Source organism: Bradyrhizobium sp. USDA 4472 (assembly GCF_054058595.1).
The window spans coordinates 589,250-612,081 of record NZ_JBSSAM010000001.1; the positions used below are offsets into that span (position 1 = coordinate 589,250).

At 65.0% G+C, this 22,832-nt stretch carries 20 protein-coding genes; 13 read left to right on the forward strand and 7 right to left on the reverse strand.

Translation table 11 applies throughout. The features are described from left to right. Positions 1–12 precede the first annotated feature (12 nt). Positions 13–1,125 carry an A/G-specific adenine glycosylase gene (gene mutY, locus ACVWZ4_RS02805; protein ID WP_456739805.1) on the reverse strand — a complete coding sequence of 371 codons (1,113 nt, stop codon included), beginning with the start codon at positions 1,123–1,125 and terminating at the stop codon, positions 13–15. 201 nt (positions 1,126–1,326) lie between these two features. On the opposite strand from mutY, the gene ACVWZ4_RS02810 reads away from it, so the two are divergent. From ACVWZ4_RS02810 to ACVWZ4_RS02845, 8 genes are all read left to right on the forward strand, one after another. Beyond that, positions 1,327–1,836: a DUF721 domain-containing protein gene (locus ACVWZ4_RS02810; protein ID WP_456702079.1), complete on the forward strand. Its 510-nt coding sequence runs from the start codon at positions 1,327–1,329 to the stop codon at positions 1,834–1,836. Positions 1,837–1,962: 126 nt separating this feature from the next. Beyond that, entirely contained in the window at positions 1,963–2,619 is a 657-nt protein-coding gene (locus ACVWZ4_RS02815) for a DsbA family protein (protein WP_456702078.1), read from the forward strand. 217 nt (positions 2,620–2,836) lie between these two features. Further along, the gene (smc, locus tag ACVWZ4_RS02820) at positions 2,837–6,301 is read left to right on the forward strand and encodes a chromosome segregation protein SMC (protein ID WP_456739806.1); all 3,465 of its coding nucleotides are present in this window, start codon (positions 2,837–2,839) and stop codon (positions 6,299–6,301) included. A gap of 58 nt (positions 6,302–6,359) precedes the next feature. Next, positions 6,360–7,337 carry a small ribosomal subunit Rsm22 family protein gene (locus tag ACVWZ4_RS02825; protein WP_456789961.1) on the forward strand — a complete coding sequence of 326 codons (978 nt, stop codon included), beginning with the start codon at positions 6,360–6,362 and terminating at the stop codon, positions 7,335–7,337. Positions 7,338–7,471: 134 nt separating this feature from the next. Beyond that, positions 7,472–8,032 (forward strand): LemA family protein, encoded by a 561-nt coding sequence (locus ACVWZ4_RS02830; RefSeq protein WP_456702075.1) that lies wholly within the window; start codon positions 7,472–7,474, stop codon positions 8,030–8,032. Positions 8,033–8,064: 32 nt separating this feature from the next. Continuing rightward, on the forward strand, positions 8,065–9,324 hold the full coding sequence (locus ACVWZ4_RS02835; RefSeq protein ID WP_456739807.1) for a M48 family metalloprotease: 1,260 nt from the start codon (positions 8,065–8,067) through the stop codon (positions 9,322–9,324). Between the two features lie 192 nt (positions 9,325–9,516). Beyond that, positions 9,517–10,269 carry a P-loop NTPase family protein gene (locus ACVWZ4_RS02840; RefSeq protein ID WP_092227416.1) on the forward strand — a complete coding sequence of 251 codons (753 nt, stop codon included), beginning with the start codon at positions 9,517–9,519 and terminating at the stop codon, positions 10,267–10,269. A 60-nt stretch (positions 10,270–10,329) separates the two neighbouring features. Beyond that, positions 10,330–10,998, forward strand: coding sequence for a hypothetical protein (locus ACVWZ4_RS02845; RefSeq protein ID WP_456702073.1), 669 nt, complete (start codon positions 10,330–10,332; stop codon positions 10,996–10,998). Between the two features lie 214 nt (positions 10,999–11,212). On the opposite strand, the gene ACVWZ4_RS02850 is transcribed toward ACVWZ4_RS02845, so the two are convergent. From ACVWZ4_RS02850 to petA, 5 genes are all read right to left on the reverse strand, one after another. Then, positions 11,213–11,752 (reverse strand): adenine phosphoribosyltransferase, encoded by a 540-nt coding sequence (locus ACVWZ4_RS02850; RefSeq protein WP_092227414.1) that lies wholly within the window; start codon positions 11,750–11,752, stop codon positions 11,213–11,215. A gap of 9 nt (positions 11,753–11,761) precedes the next feature. Continuing rightward, a complete protein-coding gene (locus ACVWZ4_RS02855) occupies positions 11,762–13,927 on the reverse strand; it encodes an anthranilate synthase component I (RefSeq protein WP_456702072.1) in 2,166 nt (721 codons plus the stop codon). Positions 13,928–14,157: 230 nt separating this feature from the next. Continuing rightward, positions 14,158–14,832, reverse strand: a complete 675-nt coding sequence (locus ACVWZ4_RS02860; RefSeq protein WP_456702071.1) for a dienelactone hydrolase family protein — start codon at positions 14,830–14,832, stop codon at positions 14,158–14,160. A 148-nt stretch (positions 14,833–14,980) separates the two neighbouring features. Next, complete coding sequence (gene fbcH / locus ACVWZ4_RS02865; protein WP_456702070.1) at positions 14,981–17,044, reverse strand: cytochrome b/c1; 2,064 nt, start codon at positions 17,042–17,044, stop codon at positions 14,981–14,983. A gap of 62 nt (positions 17,045–17,106) precedes the next feature. Then, positions 17,107–17,637: a ubiquinol-cytochrome c reductase iron-sulfur subunit gene (gene petA, locus ACVWZ4_RS02870; RefSeq protein ID WP_092227410.1), complete on the reverse strand. Its 531-nt coding sequence runs from the start codon at positions 17,635–17,637 to the stop codon at positions 17,107–17,109. A gap of 278 nt (positions 17,638–17,915) precedes the next feature. On the opposite strand from petA, the gene ACVWZ4_RS02875 reads away from it, so the two are divergent. From ACVWZ4_RS02875 to ACVWZ4_RS02895, 5 genes are read left to right on the forward strand one after another with little or no spacing between them, the layout of a single operon-like run. Then, entirely contained in the window at positions 17,916–18,374 is a 459-nt protein-coding gene (locus tag ACVWZ4_RS02875) for a tRNA (cytidine(34)-2'-O)-methyltransferase (RefSeq protein WP_456702069.1), read from the forward strand. 19 nt (positions 18,375–18,393) lie between these two features. Beyond that, positions 18,394–19,026: a 7-carboxy-7-deazaguanine synthase gene (gene queE, locus ACVWZ4_RS02880; protein WP_456702068.1), complete on the forward strand. Its 633-nt coding sequence runs from the start codon at positions 18,394–18,396 to the stop codon at positions 19,024–19,026. A gap of 14 nt (positions 19,027–19,040) precedes the next feature. Continuing rightward, the gene (locus ACVWZ4_RS02885) at positions 19,041–19,406 is read left to right on the forward strand and encodes a 6-pyruvoyl trahydropterin synthase family protein (protein ID WP_456702067.1); all 366 of its coding nucleotides are present in this window, start codon (positions 19,041–19,043) and stop codon (positions 19,404–19,406) included. Between the two features lie 4 nt (positions 19,407–19,410). Further along, the gene (hemF, locus tag ACVWZ4_RS02890) at positions 19,411–20,310 is read left to right on the forward strand and encodes an oxygen-dependent coproporphyrinogen oxidase (protein WP_456739808.1); all 900 of its coding nucleotides are present in this window, start codon (positions 19,411–19,413) and stop codon (positions 20,308–20,310) included. Beyond that, positions 20,301–21,038: an HAD family hydrolase gene (locus ACVWZ4_RS02895; RefSeq protein ID WP_456739809.1), complete on the forward strand. Its 738-nt coding sequence runs from the start codon at positions 20,301–20,303 to the stop codon at positions 21,036–21,038. Before hemF ends, ACVWZ4_RS02895 begins: the two co-directional genes overlap by 10 nt. A gap of 191 nt (positions 21,039–21,229) precedes the next feature. On the opposite strand, the gene ACVWZ4_RS02900 is transcribed toward ACVWZ4_RS02895, so the two are convergent. Continuing rightward, on the reverse strand, positions 21,230–21,841 hold the full coding sequence (locus ACVWZ4_RS02900) for a hypothetical protein (protein WP_456739810.1): 612 nt from the start codon (positions 21,839–21,841) through the stop codon (positions 21,230–21,232). Positions 21,842–22,832: the final 991 nt, after the last annotated feature.

The window sequence follows — 22,832 nt, forward strand, 5'->3', positions numbered from 1 at the left end:
GCCAGCGTGTTGTCAGGACGATCGACCCGACGACAGCGCGTGCGCAATCACCTTGCGCATGACGTTGGGCAGCGCCTCGTCTGCCAACGTCGCGATCGGCACCCAGCGCATGCCCTCGGGCGCGCGGGTGCGCGCTTCGGCCTTCGCGGTGTAGACCACGAGCTCGAGCGGGAAATGCGTGAAGACGTGGGCAACCACGCCGACCTTGCGCTGCCAGCGCGACAATCCCTTCAGTTGAGGCGCCTGCTGTTTTGCCGCCACGTCATCTTGTTCGACGCGCCATTCCGAGCCGGGCACTTCCGTCATGCCACCGAGCAAGCCCCTTTCAGGCCTCGAGCGGACCAGCAGTTCGTCGCCGCGTGTGACGACGAAGGCAGCGCCACGCCGCAACGTCCCGCCCTTCTTCGGCGCCTTGCGTGGAAACGTCTCCTGCGTTCCCAGCGCGCGCGCCGTACAATCAGCAGTGAACGGACACAACGCGCAGGCCGGCTTCCTCGGCGTGCAGATCGAGGCGCCCAGATCCATCAGCGCCTGCGCACTGTCGCCGGCGCGGGAGTTCGCCAGCAGCGTTGCCGCCAGTTGCCGGATCAGTGGCTTCGCCTGCGGCAGCTCTTCCTCGACCGCAAACAGGCGCGACACCACCCGCTCGATATTACCGTCGACAGGCATGGTGTGGCGATCGAACGCGATCGCCGCAACCGCTGCCGCGGTGTAAGGACCGATGCCCGGTAGCGCACGCAGCCCCTCCTCCGTATCGGGAAAGACACCGCCGTGCTCGCGCGTCACCGCCACCGCACAGGCATAAAGATTGCGCGCGCGCGAATAATAGCCGAGCCCGGCCCACATCCGCAGCACCTCGTCCAGCGAGGCGTTTCCCAACGCCGTCACCTCAGGCCAGCGCGCGACGAATTTTTCGAAGTAAGGGCCGACCGCCTTCACCGTGGTCTGCTGGAGCATGATTTCGGAGAGCCAGACGCGATAGGGATCGGACGTTTCCCCGGGCGCCGCGCGCCAGGGGAGCTTGCGGCGATGACGGTCGTACCAGGCGAGCAGCAGTGCGGGGCGGGCCGAAGCTCCCGACAGAACTGGTTCCGACTTTGCCTTGAGGGCGGATTTCGGGCTCATGCTGTTACTGTAGCGACCTGATACCGATCTCTCCACGTCACGCGCGCGCTTGTCGCGGGCATCCACGTCTTTCTTCGCAGGAAGAACGTGGATGGCCGGGCCTCCGCCTCGCCGAAGCGGCTTCGGCCGCGCAGGCGGCACAAAGCCCGGCCATGACAGCGAAGCGCATGCGGCCAAACCGCTAAAGTGCTATAAAGGCCCATGTCCAAATTCGGCTCCAAATTCGGCCCCATCTTCAAACCCGGCCCCGTCAGCGCCAAGCCGCTCGGCATCCTGCTCAATGACGTCTTTGCCGAGGCCTACGCCAAGCAGGGGTTTGCCGCGCGCGAGCTGGTGACGCGGTGGGAGCAGATTGCTGGACCGGAGATCGCCGCCCATGCCGAGCCGCTGAAGATGCAATGGCCCCGGCCGGTCGAGGGCCAGCCGCAGGAGCCGGCGACGCTGGTGCTGCGGGTCGAGGGCCCGATGGCGCTGGAGATCCAGCATTCCGCCGACGTGATCCTGGAGCGGGTCAACCGTTTCTTCGGCTGGAGCGCCGTCGGCAAGCTCGCCTTCCGCCAGGCCCCGCTGTCGCGTCCGCCGCGCCCGGTGCGGCCCGGGCCGCCGGACCCCAAGGCCGTCGCCAAGGTGGCGGAAAGCCTGGGAGACATCGAAGATGAAGAACTGAAGACGGCGCTGGCGCGGCTCGGAGCCGCCATCAAGCGAAATTGAGCCTCATTCCCTGGCTAATCTGGACCCGTCCTTGCCGCTCGCCATTGCCTCAAACCACGTTTCGAGCTAGCGACAGGCCGCCCGGATGGGAACTTCGGGCAAGACCAGCCAATTCGGGAGCCGACCTTGATCCTCACCCGCCGCGCCTTCACCACGATGCTGTCGCTGACCGGTCTTGCCGCGCTCGCCGGGCTGTCGCCGCTGCGGTTCATCTCGGAAGCAATGGCGCAGTCCGCGGCCGACGTTGCCAAGCCGGTGTCGCTCCCCGACATGGCGCTGGGTCCGAAGGACGCCGCCGTCACCGTCACCGAATACGCCTCGATGACCTGCCCGCACTGCGCGGCCTTCAATGAGCAGGTGTTCCCCAAGATCAAGTCGGAGTACATCGACACCGGCAAGATCCGTTACGTCTTCCGCGAGTTCCCGCTCGACATCAAAGCCGCCGCCGGCTCGATGCTGTCGCGCTGCATCGCCAAGGACGACGCGGCCAAGTACTTTGCGGTGACCGACATGCTGTTCCGCCAGCAGAGCGACTGGGTGGTGAAGAACACCACGGAGACGTTGACGCGGATCGGCAAGCAGGCCGGCCTCACCCAGCAGCAGGTCGAAGCCTGCCTGAAGGACCAGTCGCTGCTCGACAAGATCGCCGCCGACCAGAAATATGCCAGCGACGTGTTGAAGGTCGATTCGACGCCGACCTTCTTCATCAACGGCGAGAAGATCAAAGGCGAGGCCTCGTTCGAGGAGTTCGCGAAGAAGATCAACCCGCTGCTGAAGAGCTGATTCGCTCGTCAAGATCCTGATTCGCATCTCGAAAGCCGTATCTTCCCCCGGCATAAATCCCTTGGGAAAAGCGGCTTTCGCCGGTTGCCCTCGCGGCACACCGCGGCCATTGTCCGCCGCATGAGGCGCCCCGCGCGACTCGCCCAGACAGCGACATTGCCTTTCATGGTATTGTCCAGGCAGGGGGATTCGCGCCTGCCAACAGAGATGCGTGCTTATGAAAATCACCCGCCTGCGCCTTCACGGCTTCAAGTCTTTCGTTGAGCCCACGGACTTCGTCATCGAGCCGGGCCTCACCGGCGTGGTCGGCCCCAACGGTTGCGGCAAGTCGAATCTGGTCGAAGCGCTGCGCTGGGCGATGGGTGAAACCTCGTACAAGAGCTTGCGCGCCGCCGACATGGACGCGGTGATCTTCGCCGGCTCCGGCAACCGTCCGGCGCGCAACCACGCCGAAGTGACGATGACGATCGACAATGCCGATCGCACCGCGCCGGCGGCGATGAACGACAGCCAGATTCTCGAAATCTCCCGCCGCATCGAGCGCGAAGCCGGTTCGGTGTACCGCATCAACGGCCGCGACGTGCGCGCCCGCGACGTGCAGATCCTGTTCGCGGATGCCGCGACCGGCGCACGTTCACCGGCCCTGGTCCACCAGGGCAAGATCGGCGAGATCATCCAGGCCAAGCCCGAGCAGCGCCGCCGCGTGCTGGAAGACGCTGCCGGCGTCGCCGGCCTGCACGCCCGCCGCCACGAGGCCGAGCTGCGGCTGAAGGCGGCCGAGACCAACCTCACCCGCGTCGAGGACGTGATCGGCCAGCTCTCGGGGCAAATGGAAGGCCTGAAGAAGCAGGCCCGCCAGGCCGTGCGCTATCGCGAGGTCGCGGCCAAGGTCCGCAAGGCCGAAGCCACGCTGTTCCATCTGCGCTGGATCGGCGCGCATGCCGACGTCAACGAGTCAGGCCGCACCCATGATCTCGCCGTGCGCGAGATGGCTGAGCGCACCCAGCACCAGGCCGAAGCCGCCCGCATCCAGGCGATCCGCGCCGCCGAAATGCCGGCGCTGCGCGATGCCGAAGCGCGCGCCGCCGCAGGCCTTCAGCGCCTGACCAATGCCCGCGAGCTGCTCGACCGCGAGGAAGAGCGCGCCAAGGAGCGCGTCGCCGAGCTCGAGCGCCGCCTCGCCCAGTTCGAAGGCGACATCTCCCGTGCTCAGCAACAAACCATGGACGCCGACGTCGCGCTGCAGCGGCTCGACACCGAAGACGCCGAGCTGAAGGAGGAGATCAAGTCGCGCGTCGAGAAGCGCTCCGGCGTCGACGAGCGCGTCGGCGAAGCCGAGGCGGTGCTGAGCGAAACCGAACAGCAATTCGCCGAGCTCACCACCGCGCTCGCCGACCTCACCGCCAAGCGCAACCAGTTAGAGGCCAACGTCCGCACCCACCGCGACAAGCTCTCCCGTCTCGACCAGGAGATCGCGAATGTCGCAGCGGAAGAGCAGAAGCTGGCCGCCGACACCGGCGGCTTTGGTGACCTCGACGAGCTGACCGCCATGGTCGAGACCGCCGAGCAGACCCTTGCGGCATCCGAAGCCGCGGCCCAGGCGAGCGAGGCCGCACATGTCGCCGCGCGGCAGGCGCTGGAATCCTCGCGCTCGCCGCTGGTCGAAGCCGACAAGCGCGTGCAGCGGCTCGATACCGAAGCGCGCACGATCTCCAAGATCGTCAACGGCGAGACCAAAAATCTGTGGCCGCCGATCATCGACGGCATCACCGTCGACAAGGGTTTTGAAAAGGCGATCGGCGCAGCCCTCGGCGATGATCTCGACGCGCCGGTCGATCCGTCGGCGCCGATGCGCTGGACCAACGCCGGCGTCACCGAGGGCGATCCGGAGCTGCCCGAAGGCGTCACCCCGCTCGCAAACCACGTACAGGCGCCCGCCGAGCTGACACGCCGCCTGGCGCAGATCGGCGTCGTGCCGCGCGAGCGTGGTGCCGAGCTGGTTTCGCAGCTCAAGACCGGCCAGCGGCTGGTCTCGCCCGAGGGCGACGTCTGGCGCTGGGACGGCTTTGTCGCCGCCGCCCACGCCCCGACCGGGGCCGCACGGCGCCTTGCCGAACGCGCCCGCCTCGTCGACATCGAGAACGAGCTGGAGCAGGCCCGCATCGACGCGCAGATCAAGCGTCAGGCGCTTGAAAATGCCGAGTCCGAATTGCAGATGGCCGCCAGCACCGAAGGCGCTTCCCGCGAAGCCTGGCGCGCCGCGCAGCGCGAGCTGAACGTCGCGCGCGAGCGCCATGCCAACGCGGAGCGCGAGATCAGCCGTCATGCCGCGCGCAAGGCGACGCTGTCGGAAGCGCACAGCCGGCTCGCCGCCGACCGGGCCGAAGCCGAGGCCGCCTATGAATACGCCGAGGCCGGCATCAGCGAGCTGCCCTCGAGCGAGGACACCGAAACCCGTCTCGCCGCCGTCCGCAGCGACATCGAAGGCCAGCGCCGCATCGCAGCCCAGGTCCGCGCCGAAGCGCAGGCCCTGGCGCGCGAGGCCGAGCTGGCCGACCGCCGTGTCCAGGCGATCCTCGCGGAGCGCACCGAGTGGCAGAACCGCAAGGAAAGCGCGGCCTCCCACATCGACACCATCCAGGCGCGTATCGCCGAGCTCACGATCGAGCGCAGCGAACTCGAAAACGCGCCCGCTGTCTTTGCTGAAAAGCGCAGCGCGCTGATCACCGAGATCGAATACGCCGAGAACGACCGCCGCATGGCCGCCGACGCGCTCGCCACTGCGGAGACCGCGATGGCCGAGACCGATCGCGTCGCCAAGCTGACGCTCGAAGCGCTCTCCAGCTCCCGCGAGGCCACGGCGCGGGCCGAGGAGCGCATGGAAAGCGCGCGGCGCCGGCTCGAGGACATCGAGCGCGAGATCCGCGACATGCTCGAAGTCGAGCCGCAGGCCGTCGCCGGCCTTGCCGAGATCGAGCCCGGCGCCGAGCTGCCGCCGCTGCATGACATCGAGGAAGACCTCGAAAAGATGCGCCGCGACCGCGAGCGCCTGGGCGCCGTCAATTTGCGCGCCGAGGAAGAGCTGCGGGAGGTCGAGACCCAGCACACCGGCCTGGTCACCGAGCGTGATGACCTCGTCGAGGCCATCAAGCGGCTGCGCCAGGGCATCCAGAGCCTCAACAAGGAGGCGCGCGAGCGGCTGCTGACCTCGTTCGAGGTCGTCAACAACCACTTCAAGCGCCTGTTCGTCGAGCTGTTCGGCGGCGGCGAGGCCGCGCTGCATCTGATCGAGAGCGACGATCCGCTCGAAGCCGGTCTCGAAATCATCGCCAAGCCGCCGGGCAAGAAGCCGCAGACGCTGTCGCTGCTTTCGGGCGGTGAGCAGGCCCTGACGGCGATGGCGCTGATCTTCGCGGTGTTCTTGACCAACCCCTCGCCGATCTGCGTGCTGGACGAAGTCGACGCGCCGCTCGACGATCATAACGTCGAACGGTACTGCAACCTGCTGCACGAGATGACCAGCTCGACCGACACGCGCTTCGTCATCATCACGCACAACCCGATCACGATGGCGCGGATGAACCGGCTGTTCGGTGTCACCATGGCCGAGCGCGGCGTCTCCCAGCTCGTCTCGGTGAGCCTGTCCGAGGCCGTGGACATTCTCGACCAGAACGTGGCGTGATATCTCTGCCGTCATTCCGATCCTCGCGACGCGAGCACCCGGATGACGGTAGGCCAACATGATCGCACCCACCCTCCCCACCGAACTCAAGGCCGCGCTCGAGGCCAGGCTGCAGGGTTTTTCGCGCAACGACGCTGCGCAGCGCTCGCAGAAAATCTCGACCACCTATCGCGCCGGTGGCGGCTCCGGCACGATCAAGTCCGAAGCTGATGCCCTCGCTTATGCGCTGGCGCGGATGCCGGCAACCTACGCCGCCGTCGCCGCAAGCCTGAGCGCGTTCGCCGAAATCGCGCCAGACTTCGCGCCGGAAACCCTGCTCGACGTCGGCGCGGGTCCGGGCACCGCAAGCTGGGCTGCCGCAGAGGCGTTTTCGTCGCTGCGGGATTTCACCCTGCTCGACGCCAACGCCACACTGAGCCGGCTCGCGCTCGAACTCGCGCAGGACAGCACGCGCCTGTCGGATTGCCGCTATCTGCCCGACGATGCAGTCACGAGCCTCGCCGAGGCCTCGCAAGCCGATCTCGTCGTCGCGAGCTACGTCATCGGCGAGCTCGGCGAGAGCGACCAGCGCAAGCTTACGGAGACAATGTGGGCCAAAGCGCGCCACGCGTTGGTCGTGATCGAGCCCGGCACGCCCGCCGGCTATGCCCGCATCCTCGCGCTGCGCCAACACCTGATCGCGGCAGGCGCCCATGTCGCGGCGCCCTGCCCGCACGAAAAGCCCTGCCCGCTCGTCGCGCCCGACTGGTGCCATTTCAATCAGCGCCTGCCGCGTTCGCAGGCGCATCGCCAGATCAAGGGCGCCGAGGTGCCGTTCGAGGACGAGCGCTTCATCTATGTCGCGCTGACTCGCTCCGCGCCGGCAATCCGCGCCGCACGCGTGCTGGCGCCGCCCGATGTCGGCAAGGCCGAGATCACGGCAAAACTCTGCACCGGCCACGGTGTCGAACTCGCCAAGGTCCCGCGGCGCGACAAGGCTGCCTATGCGGGCGCACGGCGGTGGCGCTGGGGCGACGCCGTCCTGTCCGAAAGTTAACGTCGTTGCCCGCTTTTCCCTTGAACTCGGATGGCGCCCGATCCGACCAAGTCTTACCTTCCCTCCGCGCGGGGCTCTTCCCGGGCCCATTTTAGTTTAGGCTGTCCGCTCCAATTTCCTTCCAGGAGTTCTCCATGTCGACCGGCTGGATCGTTCTCGGCGTCATCGTCGTCCTCGTGCTGTTCGCCTTCAGCGCCTACAACCGGCTGGTGGCGCTGGGACAGCGCGTCGGCCAGGCCTTTGCCGATGTCGACGTCCAACTCAAGCAGCGTCATGACCTGATACCGAACCTGGTCGAGACGGTGAAGGGTTATGCGGCGCACGAGCGCGGCACGCTCGACGACGTCATCAAGGCGCGCAATTCGGCGATGTCGGCACAAGGGCCGGCGCAGGTGTCCGCCGCGGAGAACCAGCTCTCCGGCGCGCTGGGACGGCTGATCGCGCTGTCGGAGGCCTATCCCGACCTCAAGGCCAACGCCAATTTCCAGCAGCTCGCATCCGAGCTCTCCGACCTCGAGAACAAGATCGCGGCGAGCCGCCGTTTCTTCAACAACGCGGTCCAGGAATACAACACCGGCATCCAGCAGATGCCGGCCGCGCTGTTCGCCGGAATGTTCGGCTTCACCAGGAAGGACTTCTTCGATCTCGGCGCCAGCCGCACCGAAGTCGAGGCTGCGCCCCAGGTGAAATTCTGATCTGAGCCGATCGGCCGGCAGGACAACGCGTCATGGCCGCGTATGGTCTCTACACGCACATCGCCTCGAACAAGTTACGTTCGATGCTGCTGCTCGCCGGCCTGTTCGCGCTGGTCTATGTGCTGGTTTATGCCGGCGCATTGGTCGCCGAGGTCGTCATCAACGGCAACCAGACCGTCGCCTATTATCTGAGCCGCGCCTTCCACGACCTCATCGTCGCCCTCCCCTTTGCGACGGCTGGCGCGATCGCCTGGATCGTCATCGCCTATTTCTTCCACCAGTCGATGATCGACGCGGTGACCGGCGGCCGTGACGTGACCAGGCAGGAGGAGCCGCGGCTCTACAATCTGCTGGAAAATCTCTGCATCTCGCGCGGCATCACCATGCCGAAGCTGAAGATCATGGTCTCTCCGGCGCTGAACGCATTCGCGACTGGCCTCAATCCGCGGCAATATGCCGTCACCGTCACCACAGGCCTCCTGAAGGCGCTGAACGACCAGGAGATCGAGGCGGTGCTCGGCCACGAGCTGACCCACATCAGGAACGGCGACGTGCAGCTGATGGTGGTCGCCGTGATTATAGCCGGCGTGGTCGGCTTCTTCGGCGAATTGTTCTTCCGCCTGTTCACCAATCTGAGCTGGAGCTCCGGCGGCGGCTCGTGGTCGTCAGGTTCTTCCTCCTCATCGTCGTCCCGCTCGTCCTCGTCGTCGAACGACAACAAGAATTCCGGCGGCGGCGCGATCATCGTGATCATCATCGCTGTCGTGCTGATCGTGGTGGCCTGGCTCGTATCGCAGGTGGTCAAGCTCGCGCTGTCGCGCTCGCGCGAATATCTCGCCGATGCGGGGTCGGTCGAGCTGACCAAAAACCCTGACGCCATGATCTCCGCGCTGCGCAAGATCGAAGGCCGTGGCGAACTACCGGGCGCGACCTCCGCGGTGATGGAGATGTGCCTGGACAATCCGCGCGAAGGCTTTTCGGATCTGTTCGCGACCCACCCGTCGGTGCAGTCCCGCGTCGACGCGCTGGTCAAATTCGCCGGCGGCCATGATCCCGGTCCGCTGCCACCGCCATCCGATGACGATGAGACGGAACAGTCCGCCGCGGGTCAATCGGAGGCGCAGGCCGATCAACGGGACGCCCCGCCGCCGCTGCCACAGGGACCGTGGAACGATGCAGGCAGCCGGGCCACGCCACCGCCCGTGCCCGCGCCGGGCGCTTCCGGAACTGCGGCCGGCAATCCGTTGGGCAATCCTTCCAGCAACACCATGGGTCCTTGGGGTCGCCACTGAGCGTGAATCTTCTGCAATTTGCAGCGAAATCACAGCGCCCGAGAAAAACTCCGGGAATTGCAGCTACTGCGTGCCGCAGGATTTGAATTCTCCCTTGTTTCTGCCATGTTCGCGCCCAACAGCAGACTCGGGACACCGATTTGGGCCCGGCCGATTGCAATCTCGCGATCGGGGGCGCGTGAGGGGACAGCGATGGCAAAGCCGGCAGTGGTGGTGGTGGGCGCGGACAAGGGCGGGGTCGGCAAGACCACGGTGTCACGTACCTTGCTCGATTATTTTTCCGCCAACAACGTGCCGACGCGCGCCTTCGATACGGAGTCGCCGCGGGGAACGCTGAAACGCTTCCACCCTGACATCACCGAGATCGTCGACATGACGACGACCGCGGACCAGATGAAGATCTTTGACACGCTCAACGCTGTCAGCCCTTCCGTCACCGTGATCGACGTGCGCGCCGGCCTGCTCTCGCCCGCGCTCGCCTCGCTGCGCGACATCGGCTTCCTCGACGCCGCCAAAGCCGGGCAGATCACTTTCGCCGTGTTCCACATCCTCGGACCCTCGATCGCCTCGCTCGAGGAAATCGCGGAGACGGCCGGCTTCATGTCCGGTGCGAAATATTTCCTGGTGAAGAACTTCATCAACGACACCCAGTTCTTCCAGTGGGACCAGGCGACCTACAATTCCTACTTCCACCGCATCAAGGACGCGACCGAGCTGACCATTCCGAAGCTCAACGAAATGGCCTATGAGCAGGTCGAGGTGTCCTCGGTGCCGTTCCTGAAATTCGTCGCCAACAAGGGCATCCAGGACGAGGCAGCGAACTACTCCTTCGTGCTGCGCGGCTATGTCCGGCACTGGCTGGCCAACGTCTGGAGCGAATTCGACCGCATCCGCCTCACCGACATCGTCGGCTCGAAACCCGTCACCCGCAACAGCGAAAAATAGTTGCGAAGGCCGGGCTGATACGGCTGGATTGGGCGGTGACTTGGCCTGATATAGCAGCCGATGCCAGCGACACCCGTTTACATCATCTGCTCGCCCCGCCCGCAGGTCGGCAAGACGCTGCTGGCGCGGCTATTGAGTGAATTCCTGCTGCTCAAGAACGGCAACGTCGCCGCCTTCGACGTCAATCTGAAGGAGCCGTCGCTGCTCGATTACCTGCCGAAGGTCACTGAAACCGCTGATGTGATCGATACCTACGGCAAGATGCAGCTGATGGACCGCGTCATCGTCGATGACGGTCTCGCCAAGGTCATCGACCTCGGCTTCCACGCCTTCGACGAGTTCTTCAAGATGACGGACGAGATCGGCCTGCTGAAGGAGGCGGCGCGCCGGCATGTCGCGCCTCAGATCCTGTTCGTCGCCGAAACCGACCGCGTCTCGGCCCGCGCCCATGAGATGCTGCGCGGGCAGATCCCGCGGATGAACCTGATCACCGTCGACAACGAGTTCGTCATTCGCGGCGAGCTGCCACCCGCGATGGAAGGCGGCCGCCTGTTCCGCCTGCCCGCGCTGCCCGGCTTCCTCAAAACCTATATCGACCGCCTGAGCTTCTCCTTCACCGGCTATCTGCGCCAGGAGAAGGATTCCTCGACCGAGTTGCACCAGTGGATCCGGCGGAATTACCTCGCCTTCCGCGAGCTCGAGCTCAGCCTGATCCTGCAGCGGCCCTGAATATTTTATCCGGGTGATATTTACACCGACCGTCCCTCGCGCAGCCTCCAGGCCGCCTGAAACGCCCATGGCAAGGCCGGCCCGACATTCGGCCAATGCGAGCGTCTGGAGGACGAGGAGAGCGGTTATCTCAGGAACGCGCTGCTGAAGCAACGCAGGGCACAACTGGCGGGCCGAGCTGAAGGCCGAAGCGATCGGCGATCGCCACGATTTCTCAATGCCCTTCGAACGTCATCAGCGTGCGCACCGGCACGTCCATGGCGCGCAGCTTGGCGGCGCCGCCGAGGTCGGGCAGGTCGATGATGAAGCAGGCGGCCACGACATTGGCGCCGATCTGGCGCAGCAGCTTCACCGCGCCTTCCGCGGTGCCGCCGGTGGCAATGAGATCGTCGACGAGGATGACGCGCTCGCCGGGCTGGATCGCGTCGATGTGCATCTCCATCTCGTCGATGCCGTATTCGAGCGAATAAGCGATCCGCACGGTGGTGTGCGGCAGCTTCCCTTTCTTGCGGATCGGCACGAAGCCGGCCGAGAGCTGATGCGCCACGGCGCCGCCGATGATGAAGCCGCGCGCCTCCATGCCGGCAACCTTGTCGATCTTGTTGCCGGCCCACGGATTGACCAGCTCGTCGACCGCACGACGGAAGGCGCGCGCATCCGCGAGCAACGTCGTGATGTCGCGGAACATGATCCCCGGCTTGGGATAATCGGCGATGGTGCGGACGCTCGCCTTCAAATCGTGCTCAAAGGTCATTGGTGCCTCTCAATTGACCGGCGCATCCAGCCGGAACGCATTCTCGACAATTCGCAAGCCCACCTCGCCGCCGAGCGACATCAGCGATTCCGGGTGGAATTGCACGCCGGCGACCGGCAGGGTCTTGTGCTCCAGCGCCATGGCAACACCGTCCTCGGTGCTGGCGGTGACGTTGAGCACATCAGGCATGCTGTCGCGCTCGACGAACAGCGAGTGATAGCGGCCGATGACGATCTCGTTCGGCAGATTGCGCATCAGCCGTCCGCCCCGCACCTGGACCCGCGACGGCCTTCCGTGCGCCGGATGGGTGAGCTGGCCGAGCTCGCCGCCGAAATATTCGCCGATCGCTTGCACGCCCAGACACACGCCGAACACCGGTAGCTTGTTCTCCAGCGCCGCGTCGATGGTTTTCTTGATCCCGAAATCCTCCGGGCGGCCCGGCCCTGGCGACAACACCAGCAAATCCCACCTCTTCTGCTTGAGCATGGCGAGCGCATGCACATAGCGGACCACGGTGACTTCGGCGCCGACCTGGCGGAAGTAATCGGCGAGCATGTGCACGAAGCTGTCGTCGTGATCGATCAGCAGCACGCGCTTGCCCGAACCGGTGGCGTCAGGCGCAAACGCCGACAGCGGTTTCGGCGGGTCGCCGCGCAATGCCTGGAACAGCGCTGCCGCCTTGACCTGGCATTCCCGGTCCTCGGCAGCCGGATCGGAATCGAACAGACAGGTGGCGCCGACGCGCACCTCGGCCAGACCATCCTTCATGCGGATGGTGCGGATGGTGAGACCGGTATTGATGCTGCCGTCGAAGTTCACGGCGCCGATCGCGCCGGCGTACCAGCGCCGCGGCGAACGTTCGTGATCCTCGACGAACTGCATCGCCCAAAGCTTGGGCGCGCCAGTCACCGTCACCGCCCAGGCATGGGTGAGGAACGCATCAAGCGCGTCGAAGCCGGGGCGCAGCATGCCCTCGACATGATCGACGGTGTGGAAGAGCTTCGAGTAGGTCTCGATCTGCCGTCGCGCCAGCACCTTGATCGTGCCGGGGACGCAGACGCGCGCCTTGTCGTTGCGGTCGACGTCCGTGCACATGTTGAGCTCGAACTCGTCCTTCTCCGAGTTCAGCAGCTGGCGGATCTGCTCGGCATCGCCAATTGCATCTGTGCCGCGCGCGATCGTCCCTGATATCGGGCAGGTCTCGACGCGGCGCCCGTCGGAGCGCACGAACATTTCCGGCGAAGCGGAGACGAGGAATTCGCCCTCGCCCAGATTCATCAGCGCGCCATAGGGCGACGGGTTGATGACGCAGAGGCGCTGAAACACTTCGGCCGGCGAGCGCTCGCAGGGCTCGGCGAAGAGCTGGCCCGGCACCGCTTCGAACAGATCGCCGCGGGCAAAGGCCGCGCGCGCGGTCTCGACGGTGGCCTGATATTCGCCGGGCGCGTGATCGGCAAAACCCTGGCGATCCGTCTTCACATACGGGCTCTCGGCTGTCTCGCGCGGCAGGCCTTCGGTCGACTTCCCTTTCCAGGCGAAATCGTAGGAGAGCGCGACGCCACGCCCGGTGGCGCGGTCATAGGCGAGCAGGCGATCCGGGACATAGAGCACAATGTCGCGCTGGTCATTTTCGCGCGGACGCTTCTGCACGAGATCCTCGATCTGGAAGACGAGGTCATAGGCGAAGGCGCCGAACAGACCGAGCAGCCCGTCGTCATTGGCCGAGAAGGCGGCAATGATGTCGCGCACCAGCGACATCACGCTCGCGCGACGCGTGCGCTGATCTTCCTCGACCGGCGCATCACCACGGATGATGCGACCGGCAAGGCGCGCGGCTGATTTCTCGGAGATCACGACGCAGGGTTCGCGCAGGACGTCAGCGAGGAAGGCGATCAGCACCTCGCCGCGCGCATTCAGCGCTTCCAGCCTGAAATTGGTGCCAACGGTCTCGAGCTTGAGCGGGGGATCGGAGAAGCCGAGGTCAAAGCTCTCGTAGCGGCCCGGCACGGTCGTGCCCGAGGACAATACCACGCCACGGCGGCGGTCGAGCAGGTTGATGAGATCGTCGAGCCGGTCGGCGTGACCGGTGAACTGCTCGGCCACGCGGGTGATCGCAAGACCCCCCCGGGTGACGTAGTCGCTTCTGGGCGGAAGAGCAAAGACTGTCCTGTTCATGGGGTCCTCTTACGAAACTTGCCGAGGGAACGCCACACAGGACAAACGATCAGGCCGCCGCGCTGTGCCGGCGACCTCAGACGATTTTAGGAGAATAAATCGCACCGGCCACCTCTTAGGAGGTGCGCCACCAACGACGGGATGGGCGGGCTGCGGTGCTCATGGGCGGATACTCACCATGGCGCGGGGGCTGCGTCAAGGGCAGCTCCCCGCATCACGGCCAAGGGCGGTTAACCCAGATGCTTCCTGAGAAACTCCGTCGCCCGACCCCAGGCGAGCTCGGCGGCTTCGCGGTCATGCACGGCCTGGCGTTGCTCGTTGACGAAGGCGTGCTCGGCGTCATAGCGGAACAGCTCCAGCGACTTGCCGGCGGCCTTCATGGCCTTCTCGAAGCCGTCGACCAGCTCCGGCGTGCACCAATCGTCCTTGTTGGCAAAGTGGGCCTGGAGCGGGATCTTGACGTCGGCGGGCTTGGCCGCCTGCTCCGGCGGAATGCCATAGAACACGACACCGGCGGCAAGCTCCGGTACATGCACCGCGCCGATGATGGTGACGGCGCCGCCGAGGCAGAAGCCTGTCAGCCCGACCTTGGCGCCGTTGCGCGACAGGTATTGCGTAGCGCCGCGCACCGTCTGCGTGGTGGCGTCCATGAAGTCGAGCGAGTTCATCTCTTTGCCGGCTGCATCCGTATCGTGATACGGCACCACCTTGCCCTTGTAGAGATCGGGCGCCAACGCGTCGAAGCCGGCAAGCGCGAAGCGGTCGCACAGGCCCTTGATCTGCTCCGACAGGCCCCACCATTCCTGGATCACGACCACGCCCGGCGCGTTGCCGCGTGCGGCGTTGGCGAGATAGCCCGAGGCATCCTTGCCGTCCGGACGCTTGAAGGTGATCGTGGTTCCCATGGTGTCCTCCGATGGTTTGTGAGGGAGAGGCTGGCGGTACTTTGGCGGCTGGGCACGCGATAGGCAATCGCATCGAACAACACACGCGCGTGTCCAATAAAAAAGCCCCCTTGCGGGGGCTTCTTCATTCTCGTTTCGCGTCCGGCGCTCAGTGCGAGTCGGCCCAGACCTTCTTCTTGGTGAAGTACATCAGGAACGCGAACAGGATCAGGAACACGAACACCTGGAGGCCGAGGCGCTTGCGCGCTTCCATGTGCGGCTCGGCGGTCCACATCAGGAACGTGGTGACGTCGTGAGCGTACTGCGCAACCGTCGCCGGCGAGCCGTCATCGTAGGTCACCTGGCCGTCGCTGAGCGGCTTCGGCATCTTGATGGCGTGGCCCGGGAAGTACTTGTTGTAATATGAGCCTTCCGGGATGGTCACGCCTTCCGGCACCTTGTCCTCGAAGCCCTGGAGCACGGCGGCGACATAGTCTGGGCCCTGCTCCTGATACTGGCTGAAGAAGTCGACGATGAACATCGGGAAGCCGCGGCCATAGGAACGCGCCTTGGTGATCAGCGACAGGTCGGGCGGCGCCGCGCCACCGTTCGCCGCACGAGCCGCCTGCTCGTTCGGGAACGGCGAGGGGAAGTAGTCGGCCGGCCGGCCCGGGCGCTCGAACATCTCGCCCTGATCGTTCGGACCGTCCTTGATCTTGTAGTCGGAGGCAAACGCCGCTGCTTGCGCCTCCGAATAGCCGGGACCACCGGCTTCCGCGAGGTTGCGGAAGGCGACGTAAGACAGCGCGTGGCAGTTCGAGCAGACTTCCTTGTAGACCTTCAGGCCGCGCTGGAGTGCACCACGGTCATAGTGGCCGAACGGGCCTGCGAACGACCAATTGTTGCCCGGCGGCTTGGTGCCGCCTTCCTCGGCGCGGGCGTCCTGCACGGTGCCGACGAACAGCGTACCAGCAGCGACGAGCGCGACCGCGATCGAGGCGACGGCCTTGCCGCTCCTGGCAAGGATCGCTTCCGAGATCGAGTTCGGCACCGGCCGCGGCGTCTCGATGCGCGACAGCAGCGGCAGCACGATCAGGAAGTAGGCGAAGTAGCAGACCGTCAGGACCCGGCCGGCGATCACGTAGATGCCTTCCGGCGGCTGCGCACCGAGATAGCCGAGCAGGATGCAGACCACGACGAAGATCCAGAAGAACTGCTTGGCGAGCGGACGATACTTCGACGAACGCGTCCTCGCGCTGTCCAGCCAGGGCAGGAAGCACAGGATGATGATCGCCGAGAACATCGCGATCACGCCCGCGAGCTTGTTCGGAATCGAGCGCAGGATCGCGTAGAACGGCAGGTAATACCATTCCGGCACGATGTGCGGCGGCGTCACGCCGGGGTTCGCCGGAATGTAGTTGTCGGCATCGCCGAGATAGTTCGGCATGTAGAAGATGAACCAGGCGTAGAGCAGCAGGAAGCAGGCGACGCCGAAGCCATCCTTGATGGTCGCGTGCGGCGTGAACGGCACCGTGTCCTTTTCCGTCTTCGGCTCGACGCCGTCAGGATTGTTCTGGCCGGCGACGTGCAGTGCCCAGACGTGGAGCACGACGACGCCCGCGATCAGGAATGGCAGCAGATAGTGCAGCGAGAAGAAGCGGTTCAGCGTCGGATTTCCAACCGAATAGCCACCCCACAGCAGGGTCACGATACTCTCGCCGACGTAAGGAATGGCCGAGAACAGATTGGTGATGACGGTGGCGCCCCAGAAGCTCATCTGGCCCCAGGGAAGCACGTAGCCCATGAAGCCGGTTGCCATCATCAAGAGGTAAATGATGACGCCGAGGATCCAGAGCACCTCGCGCGGCTCCTTGTAGGAACCGTAATAGAGGCCGCGCAGCATGTGGACGTAGACCGCGAAGAAGAACATCGACGCGCCGACCGCATGCATGTTGCGCAGCAGCCAGCCATAGTTCACGTCACGGACGATCAGTTCCACCGACTTGAAGGCGAGATCGGCATGCGGCGTGTAGTGCATCGCCAGGATCACGCCGGTCAGGATCTGCATCCCCAGCATGAAGGACAGGATGGCGCCGAAGGTCCACCAATAGTTCAGGTTGCGCGGGGTGGGATAGACGACGAAGGAGGAATGGACGAGACCAAAGATCGGCAGGCGCCGCTCGATCCATTGCAGTGCCGGATTGCTCGGCTGGTAGTCGGATGGTCCGCTCATGATGCGATCCTGAGGAAATAAAACGACGAGACGGTTCGAGGCTTCGGACGCGGGTCCGAAGCTCAGCCGATCTGGATTTTGGTGTCCGAAACGAAAGTGTACGGCGGCACGGCCAGGTTCGCGGGCGCGGGCCCCTGGCGGATGCGGCCGGACGAATCGTACTGCGAACCATGGCAGGGACAGAAGAACCCGTCGTAATTGCCTTCATGGGCGATCGGGATGCAGCCGAGATGGGTGCAGATGCCGATCACGACCAGCCACTGATCGTGCCCTGACTTGACCCGGGCCTCGTCGGACTGCGGATCGGGCAGGCTCGCCACAGGAACGGCGCGCGCCTCGTCGATCTGCTTCTTGGTGCGATGGCTGATGTAGATCGGCTTGCCGCGCCAGAACACCTTGATGTCCTGCCCCTCGGCAACCGGGCTCAGATCGACCTCGATCGGCGCACCCGCGGCGATGGTCGAGGCGTCCGGATTCATTTGCGAAATGAAGGGCCAGAGCGCGGCGGCGCCCCCTACTGCTGCGGCTGCCCCCGTTGCAACGAATAAGAAATCACGGCGTGTCGGATGGTCCGCCGAAGACGCTGTCGTCACGATTCCAACCCTTTCTTCTTATGCAGCCGGTGGAACCACCCCAGGGGCCCCCAAGGTCCCCGGAACAGTCTGCCGGCGCCCGCGGCCCCCCGCGGCGGCAGAACTTCACTTGTCGCCGCCAGAACAAGGCGAAAACAGCAGTCCAGAATCGTTCTATTGGCACCCTTGCAGGGCGAGCGCAAGCCCGCTAACGGCGCGGGAGCGTGCAATGCACGAATTCCGCGGCCAGCGATGTTTTATTGAGACATTTCCGGCCCACAACCAACCCCGTAACGCCCATGCAGATCGCACTTTTCCAACCCGACATCCCCCAGAACACCGGTACGATTCTTCGCCTGTGCGCTTGTCTGGGAATCGCCGCCCACATCATCGAACCGGCCGGCTTTCCGGTCTCCGACCGGCATTTCCGCCGGGCGGGAATGGACTACCTCGACCATGTCAGTATTGCCCGCCACGATTCCTGGGCGAAATTCGAGGCATGGCGGGAAAGCCAGGGCGCCCGCCTGCTGCTGTTCACCACCAAAGGCGCCACGGACTACCGCGATTTCCGTTACCAGACGTCGGACATCCTGCTATTCGGGCGCGAGAGCGCCGGCGTCACCGACGCGGTGGTCGAGGCTGCGGATGCGCGACTGGTGATCCCGATCGCCGAAGGGTTGCGGTCGCTCAATGTCGCCATGACCGCAGCGATGGCCGCCGGCGAGGCGCTCCGGCAGGTCCGGAACCCGCACCTTTAGAGATGACGAGGAGAGGCCAGTGAGTTACGCGGTCAAGGAAATCTTCCTGACCTTGCAAGGCGAAGGCGCCCATGCCGGGCGCGCATCGGTGTTTTGCCGGTTTGCCGGCTGCAACCTCTGGAGCGGCCGCGAGGCCGATCGCGCCAGCGCGACATGTCAGTTCTGCGACACGGATTTCGTCGGCACCGACGGCACGCTCGGCGGCCGCTACGCCTCGGCCGTGGAACTCGCCGACACCATCGCCGCGCAATGGACCGCAACCGCCGCCAACCGCTATGTGGTGCTGACCGGGGGCGAGCCGCTGCTGCAGGTCGATGACGCCCTGGTCGCGGCGCTGCACGCCCGCGGCTTCGAGATCGGCGTCGAGACCAATGGCACGGTTATCCCGCCTGAGGGGCTCGACTGGATCTGCGTCAGCCCCAAGGGCGGCAGCGAGTTGGTCTTGCGCCGGGGACACGAACTCAAGCTGGTCTATCCGCAGGCCCTCGCCGCGCCCGAGACGTTCGAGAGCCTCGCCTTCGAGCGGTTCTCGCTGCAGCCGATGGACGGGCCGGAGGTCATCGAGAACACCGCGCGCGCGATCGACTATTGTCTGCGCCATCCGCAATGGCGGCTGAGCGTGCAGACGCATAAATCGCTCGGCATCAGATAGGACTGAACGGACAGATGTGGGAATTGACGAAACAGTTCCGCTTCGAGGCGGCGCATACGCTGAAGGGAACGACCTTTGGTGAGGCGAGCGAAGAGATCCACGGCCACTCCTTCCGCGCCGAGGTGACGGTGCGCGGCATGCCGGACCCTGCGACCGGCATGGTGGTCGATCTCGGCCTGCTCCAGCGGTCCATCGAGGACGTGCGCTTGATGCTCGACCACAAGTTCCTCAACAAGATCGAGGCGCTGGGCGCACCGACGCTGGAGAACCTGTCGCGCTTCGTCTGGGAGCGGCTCGCGCATGTCGGCAAGCTCACCCGCGTCAGCATCCACCGCGACAGCTGCAACGAGAGCTGCACCTATTACGGTCCGCAAGGCTAACGACATGACATCGGCAATCGACCCGACCGTCATCGAAGACCGCAAAGCCCGCGCCCGGAGCTGGTTCGAGCATCTGCGCGACGACATCTGCGCGAACTTCGAGCGGCTCGAGGACGACGCGCCGGAAAGCCTCTATCCCGGCGTGTCAGGCCGCTTCGCGCGCAGGCCATGGCAGCGCACCGACCACTCCGGCGCAGCCGGTGGCGGCGGCGTGATGTCGATGATGTCGGGCCGCCTGTTCGAGAAGGTCGGCGTGCACTGCTCGACGGTGCACGGCGAATTCGCGCCCGAGTTTCGTGCGCAGATCCCGGGCGCGGCCGAAGACCCGCGGTTCTGGGCTTCCGGCATCTCGCTGATCGCGCACCTGCGCAATCCGCATGTGCCGGCCGTGCACATGAACACCCGCTTCGTCGTCACCACCAAGGCGTGGTTCGGCGGCGGTGCAGACCTGACGCCGGTGCTCGACCGCCGCCGCACGCAGGAGGATTCGGACACGCTCGCCTTCCACGCCGCGATGAAGGAAGCCTGTACGGGTCCGAACGGCGTTGCCGATTACGACAAGTACAAGAAGTGGTGCGACGAGTATTTTTATCTGCCGCATCGGAAAGAGGCGCGCGGCGTCGGCGGCATCTTCTACGACTGGCACGACAGCGGCGACTGGGATGCCGACCTCGCCTTCACCCAGGATGTCGGCCGCGCCTTCCTGAAAATCTATCCCGACATCGTGCGCCGCAATTTCGCGACAAGCTGGACCGCCGAGGACCGCGAGGAGCAGCTGATCCGCCGCGGCCGCTATGTCGAGTTCAACCTGCTCTATGACCGCGGCACGATCTTCGGGCTCAAGACCGGCGGCAATGTGGACTCCATCCTGTCGTCGCTGCCGCCCGAGGTGAAATGGCCATGACGGCGAAGCCCCTCCCCCGCGCGATGCTGATCGACATGGACGACACCATCCTGTCGGCCTATGGCCGGCCCGAGATCGCCTGGAACACGATCGCGGAAGAATTCGCCGAGGAACTCGCGCCGCTGCCGCCGGCGCTGGTCGCCACAGCCGTACTGGCCTATGCGCGGCAGTTCTGGTCGACCGCCGAGCCGATCTGGCGGATGAAGCTCGGCGAGGCGCGGCGGCTCACGGTGCGCGGCGGTTTTGCCGCGCTCGCCGCACGCGGCCATCACGCCCTGTCCGACAATCTCGCCGACCGCCTCGCTGACCGCTTCACCAGCTACCGCGAGGAGGCGATCTTCGTCTTCCCCGGCGCGCATGATGCGATCGACGCATTCAAGGCCCATGGCGTCAAGCTCGCGCTGGTCACCAACGGCGCTGCCGACATGCAGCGCGCCAAGGTCGAGCGCTTCGAGTTGACCCATCGCTTCGACCACATCCAGATCGAGGGTGAGCACGGCTTCGGCAAGCCCGAGGAGCGCGCCTATCTGCACGCGATGGAGGCGCTCGGCGTCACACCGGCGGACACCTGGATGATCGGCGACAATCTGGAGTGGGAAGTCGTGACGCCGCAGCGCCTCGGCATCTATGCGATCTGGCTCGACGCGCATGGCGACGGCCTGCCCGAAGGCTCGACCGTCAGGCCCGACCGCATCATCCGCTCGCTGACAGAGCTCGTGCCGGACTGAATTCTCGAAAACGACCCCATGCACAGTAGCGCGCTGCCGCAATCCCGACGGCCTGCGGATTTTTCGAAGAAGCGTTGACCCGTCGGGCAAAACAGGCGCATGATGTCATCCTCGGATGTTGGCGATGGAGGCCTCTCCCGCGAACGGCCTGCGGCCACCGCTTCAACGGAAGCGATGGGCCCGATTGCAGACTACCAATCACCTACCGGCAGCAGCGATGTTCCGGACTTCTCGACGAGCTCGAGACCCGGTGCGGGGTGATGCGGCCGGGTGAAAACGAAACGAGTTGCTGCTGGTATATCCGCTCCGGCTCTGCCGTCTTGGCCGATGAGGATCAGTCCGGCTCCGCCATTTGCCACATTCAGAATGATGAGATCGCCACCCCACGTCCTGATCGGCTCCATTCCGATGGTGAGAAATTCACCCATGGGCTGATCGACATACTGGATGCGCAATTGCGGGCCGACCTCGGCCGCAGCAAGTTCAAGGCCGAGCGATCGAGCGCGCGCGTAAATGTTTGCCAAGGGCACCCTATCGGACGTGAATCCGAGCTGGGCCGGCGATACGCTGACAAGCTCTACATCCATTTTTTGAGAGCTGACGGTGAACGCCGGCCGCGCCAGGATTTCGGCGGCCTGACCACCGACACTGCAGCCCTTGGCATCCAGCGCATCGCGCAGCGTTATCGAGTCGGCGAAGCTGCCGATTGTAATCGTCTTCCATGCGGGGATATCGCGGGCGGACTTGATAGGCCGTTGGGACGTTAGGGTCGCGCTGGTCCTGAACTTCAGCTGGTTCTGCAATACATCGCGAGCTGCGCATTGAGCCGAAGCGGTGCCCGCGAATGAAATAGTGCAAGCTGCACATATCAGGGGAGCCACGACGTAACGACACATCCGTCCGGCGATCGAACGATCATGACCTGCTCTGCGATCATTGCTTGCCCTGCGATGGGGCCGGCCTATCAGAACAGACATGGCGAAACTCTTTCTTGGAGTTCGACAGAAAGAGCCCGCCTCCGAGTCAAGGGGAAGAACGGAGGGAAATGACGTCCATGACATTTCCCGGCCGACTTTGAAAAGCGTCCGGAGGCGGAGCCAGGGGCCTCAAGTATTCCAATTTCCAAACGGTGGGCGGCAGTCCGTAAGCCTGGTCGCCCGCCCCATCACTCACAGGAATGATGTGGTTGGACACGTACCATCACGGCCACCTCGTCTCAATGTCGAGCGTCCGCTCTGGTCACACTGCGAATGGATCAAAAGGGGTATGTCAAACGGAGTATATCTCGTCTGCCATGCTCACTGAGCGGAGCGCAGCACCGTGCGCCGCTGCTTCGCTGCTGGTCGAAAAGCAGGGTGATGCCGGGGATGTGAGCGGTCGTGAAGCCGGGATACGTTGGGGCTTTGCGGCCGAGCGTTATCTAGCGAGATTGCGGCGTCCGGAGATCGAGCGATGCGTTCCATTTTGGCTTTGAGCGTTTTGATCGCGTTGTCGGGCGTTGCGAACGCGGCGCCGGTGCATCATCCCCACCGGCACGCCGCCGTTGGCTCCCAGCAGCGCCTGGTCACGCCGGGTCCAGCATCGAGCTTTGCCTACGCGCCAGCTCGGCCGCCGGGCCAGGTCCGATCCACCCCGTCCTGCGACGAGCCTGAACCATATTTCGGCGCTTGCCAGGGTTATGCGCCCGGCGAGAAGGAGCGGTTTCTTCACAGCTTGTTCAGCCCATGATTGCTTCCACAGGGCACCCGATCATGCCAGGCACGCCACTGCGCGAAGGCTTGCCGGATTGGATGT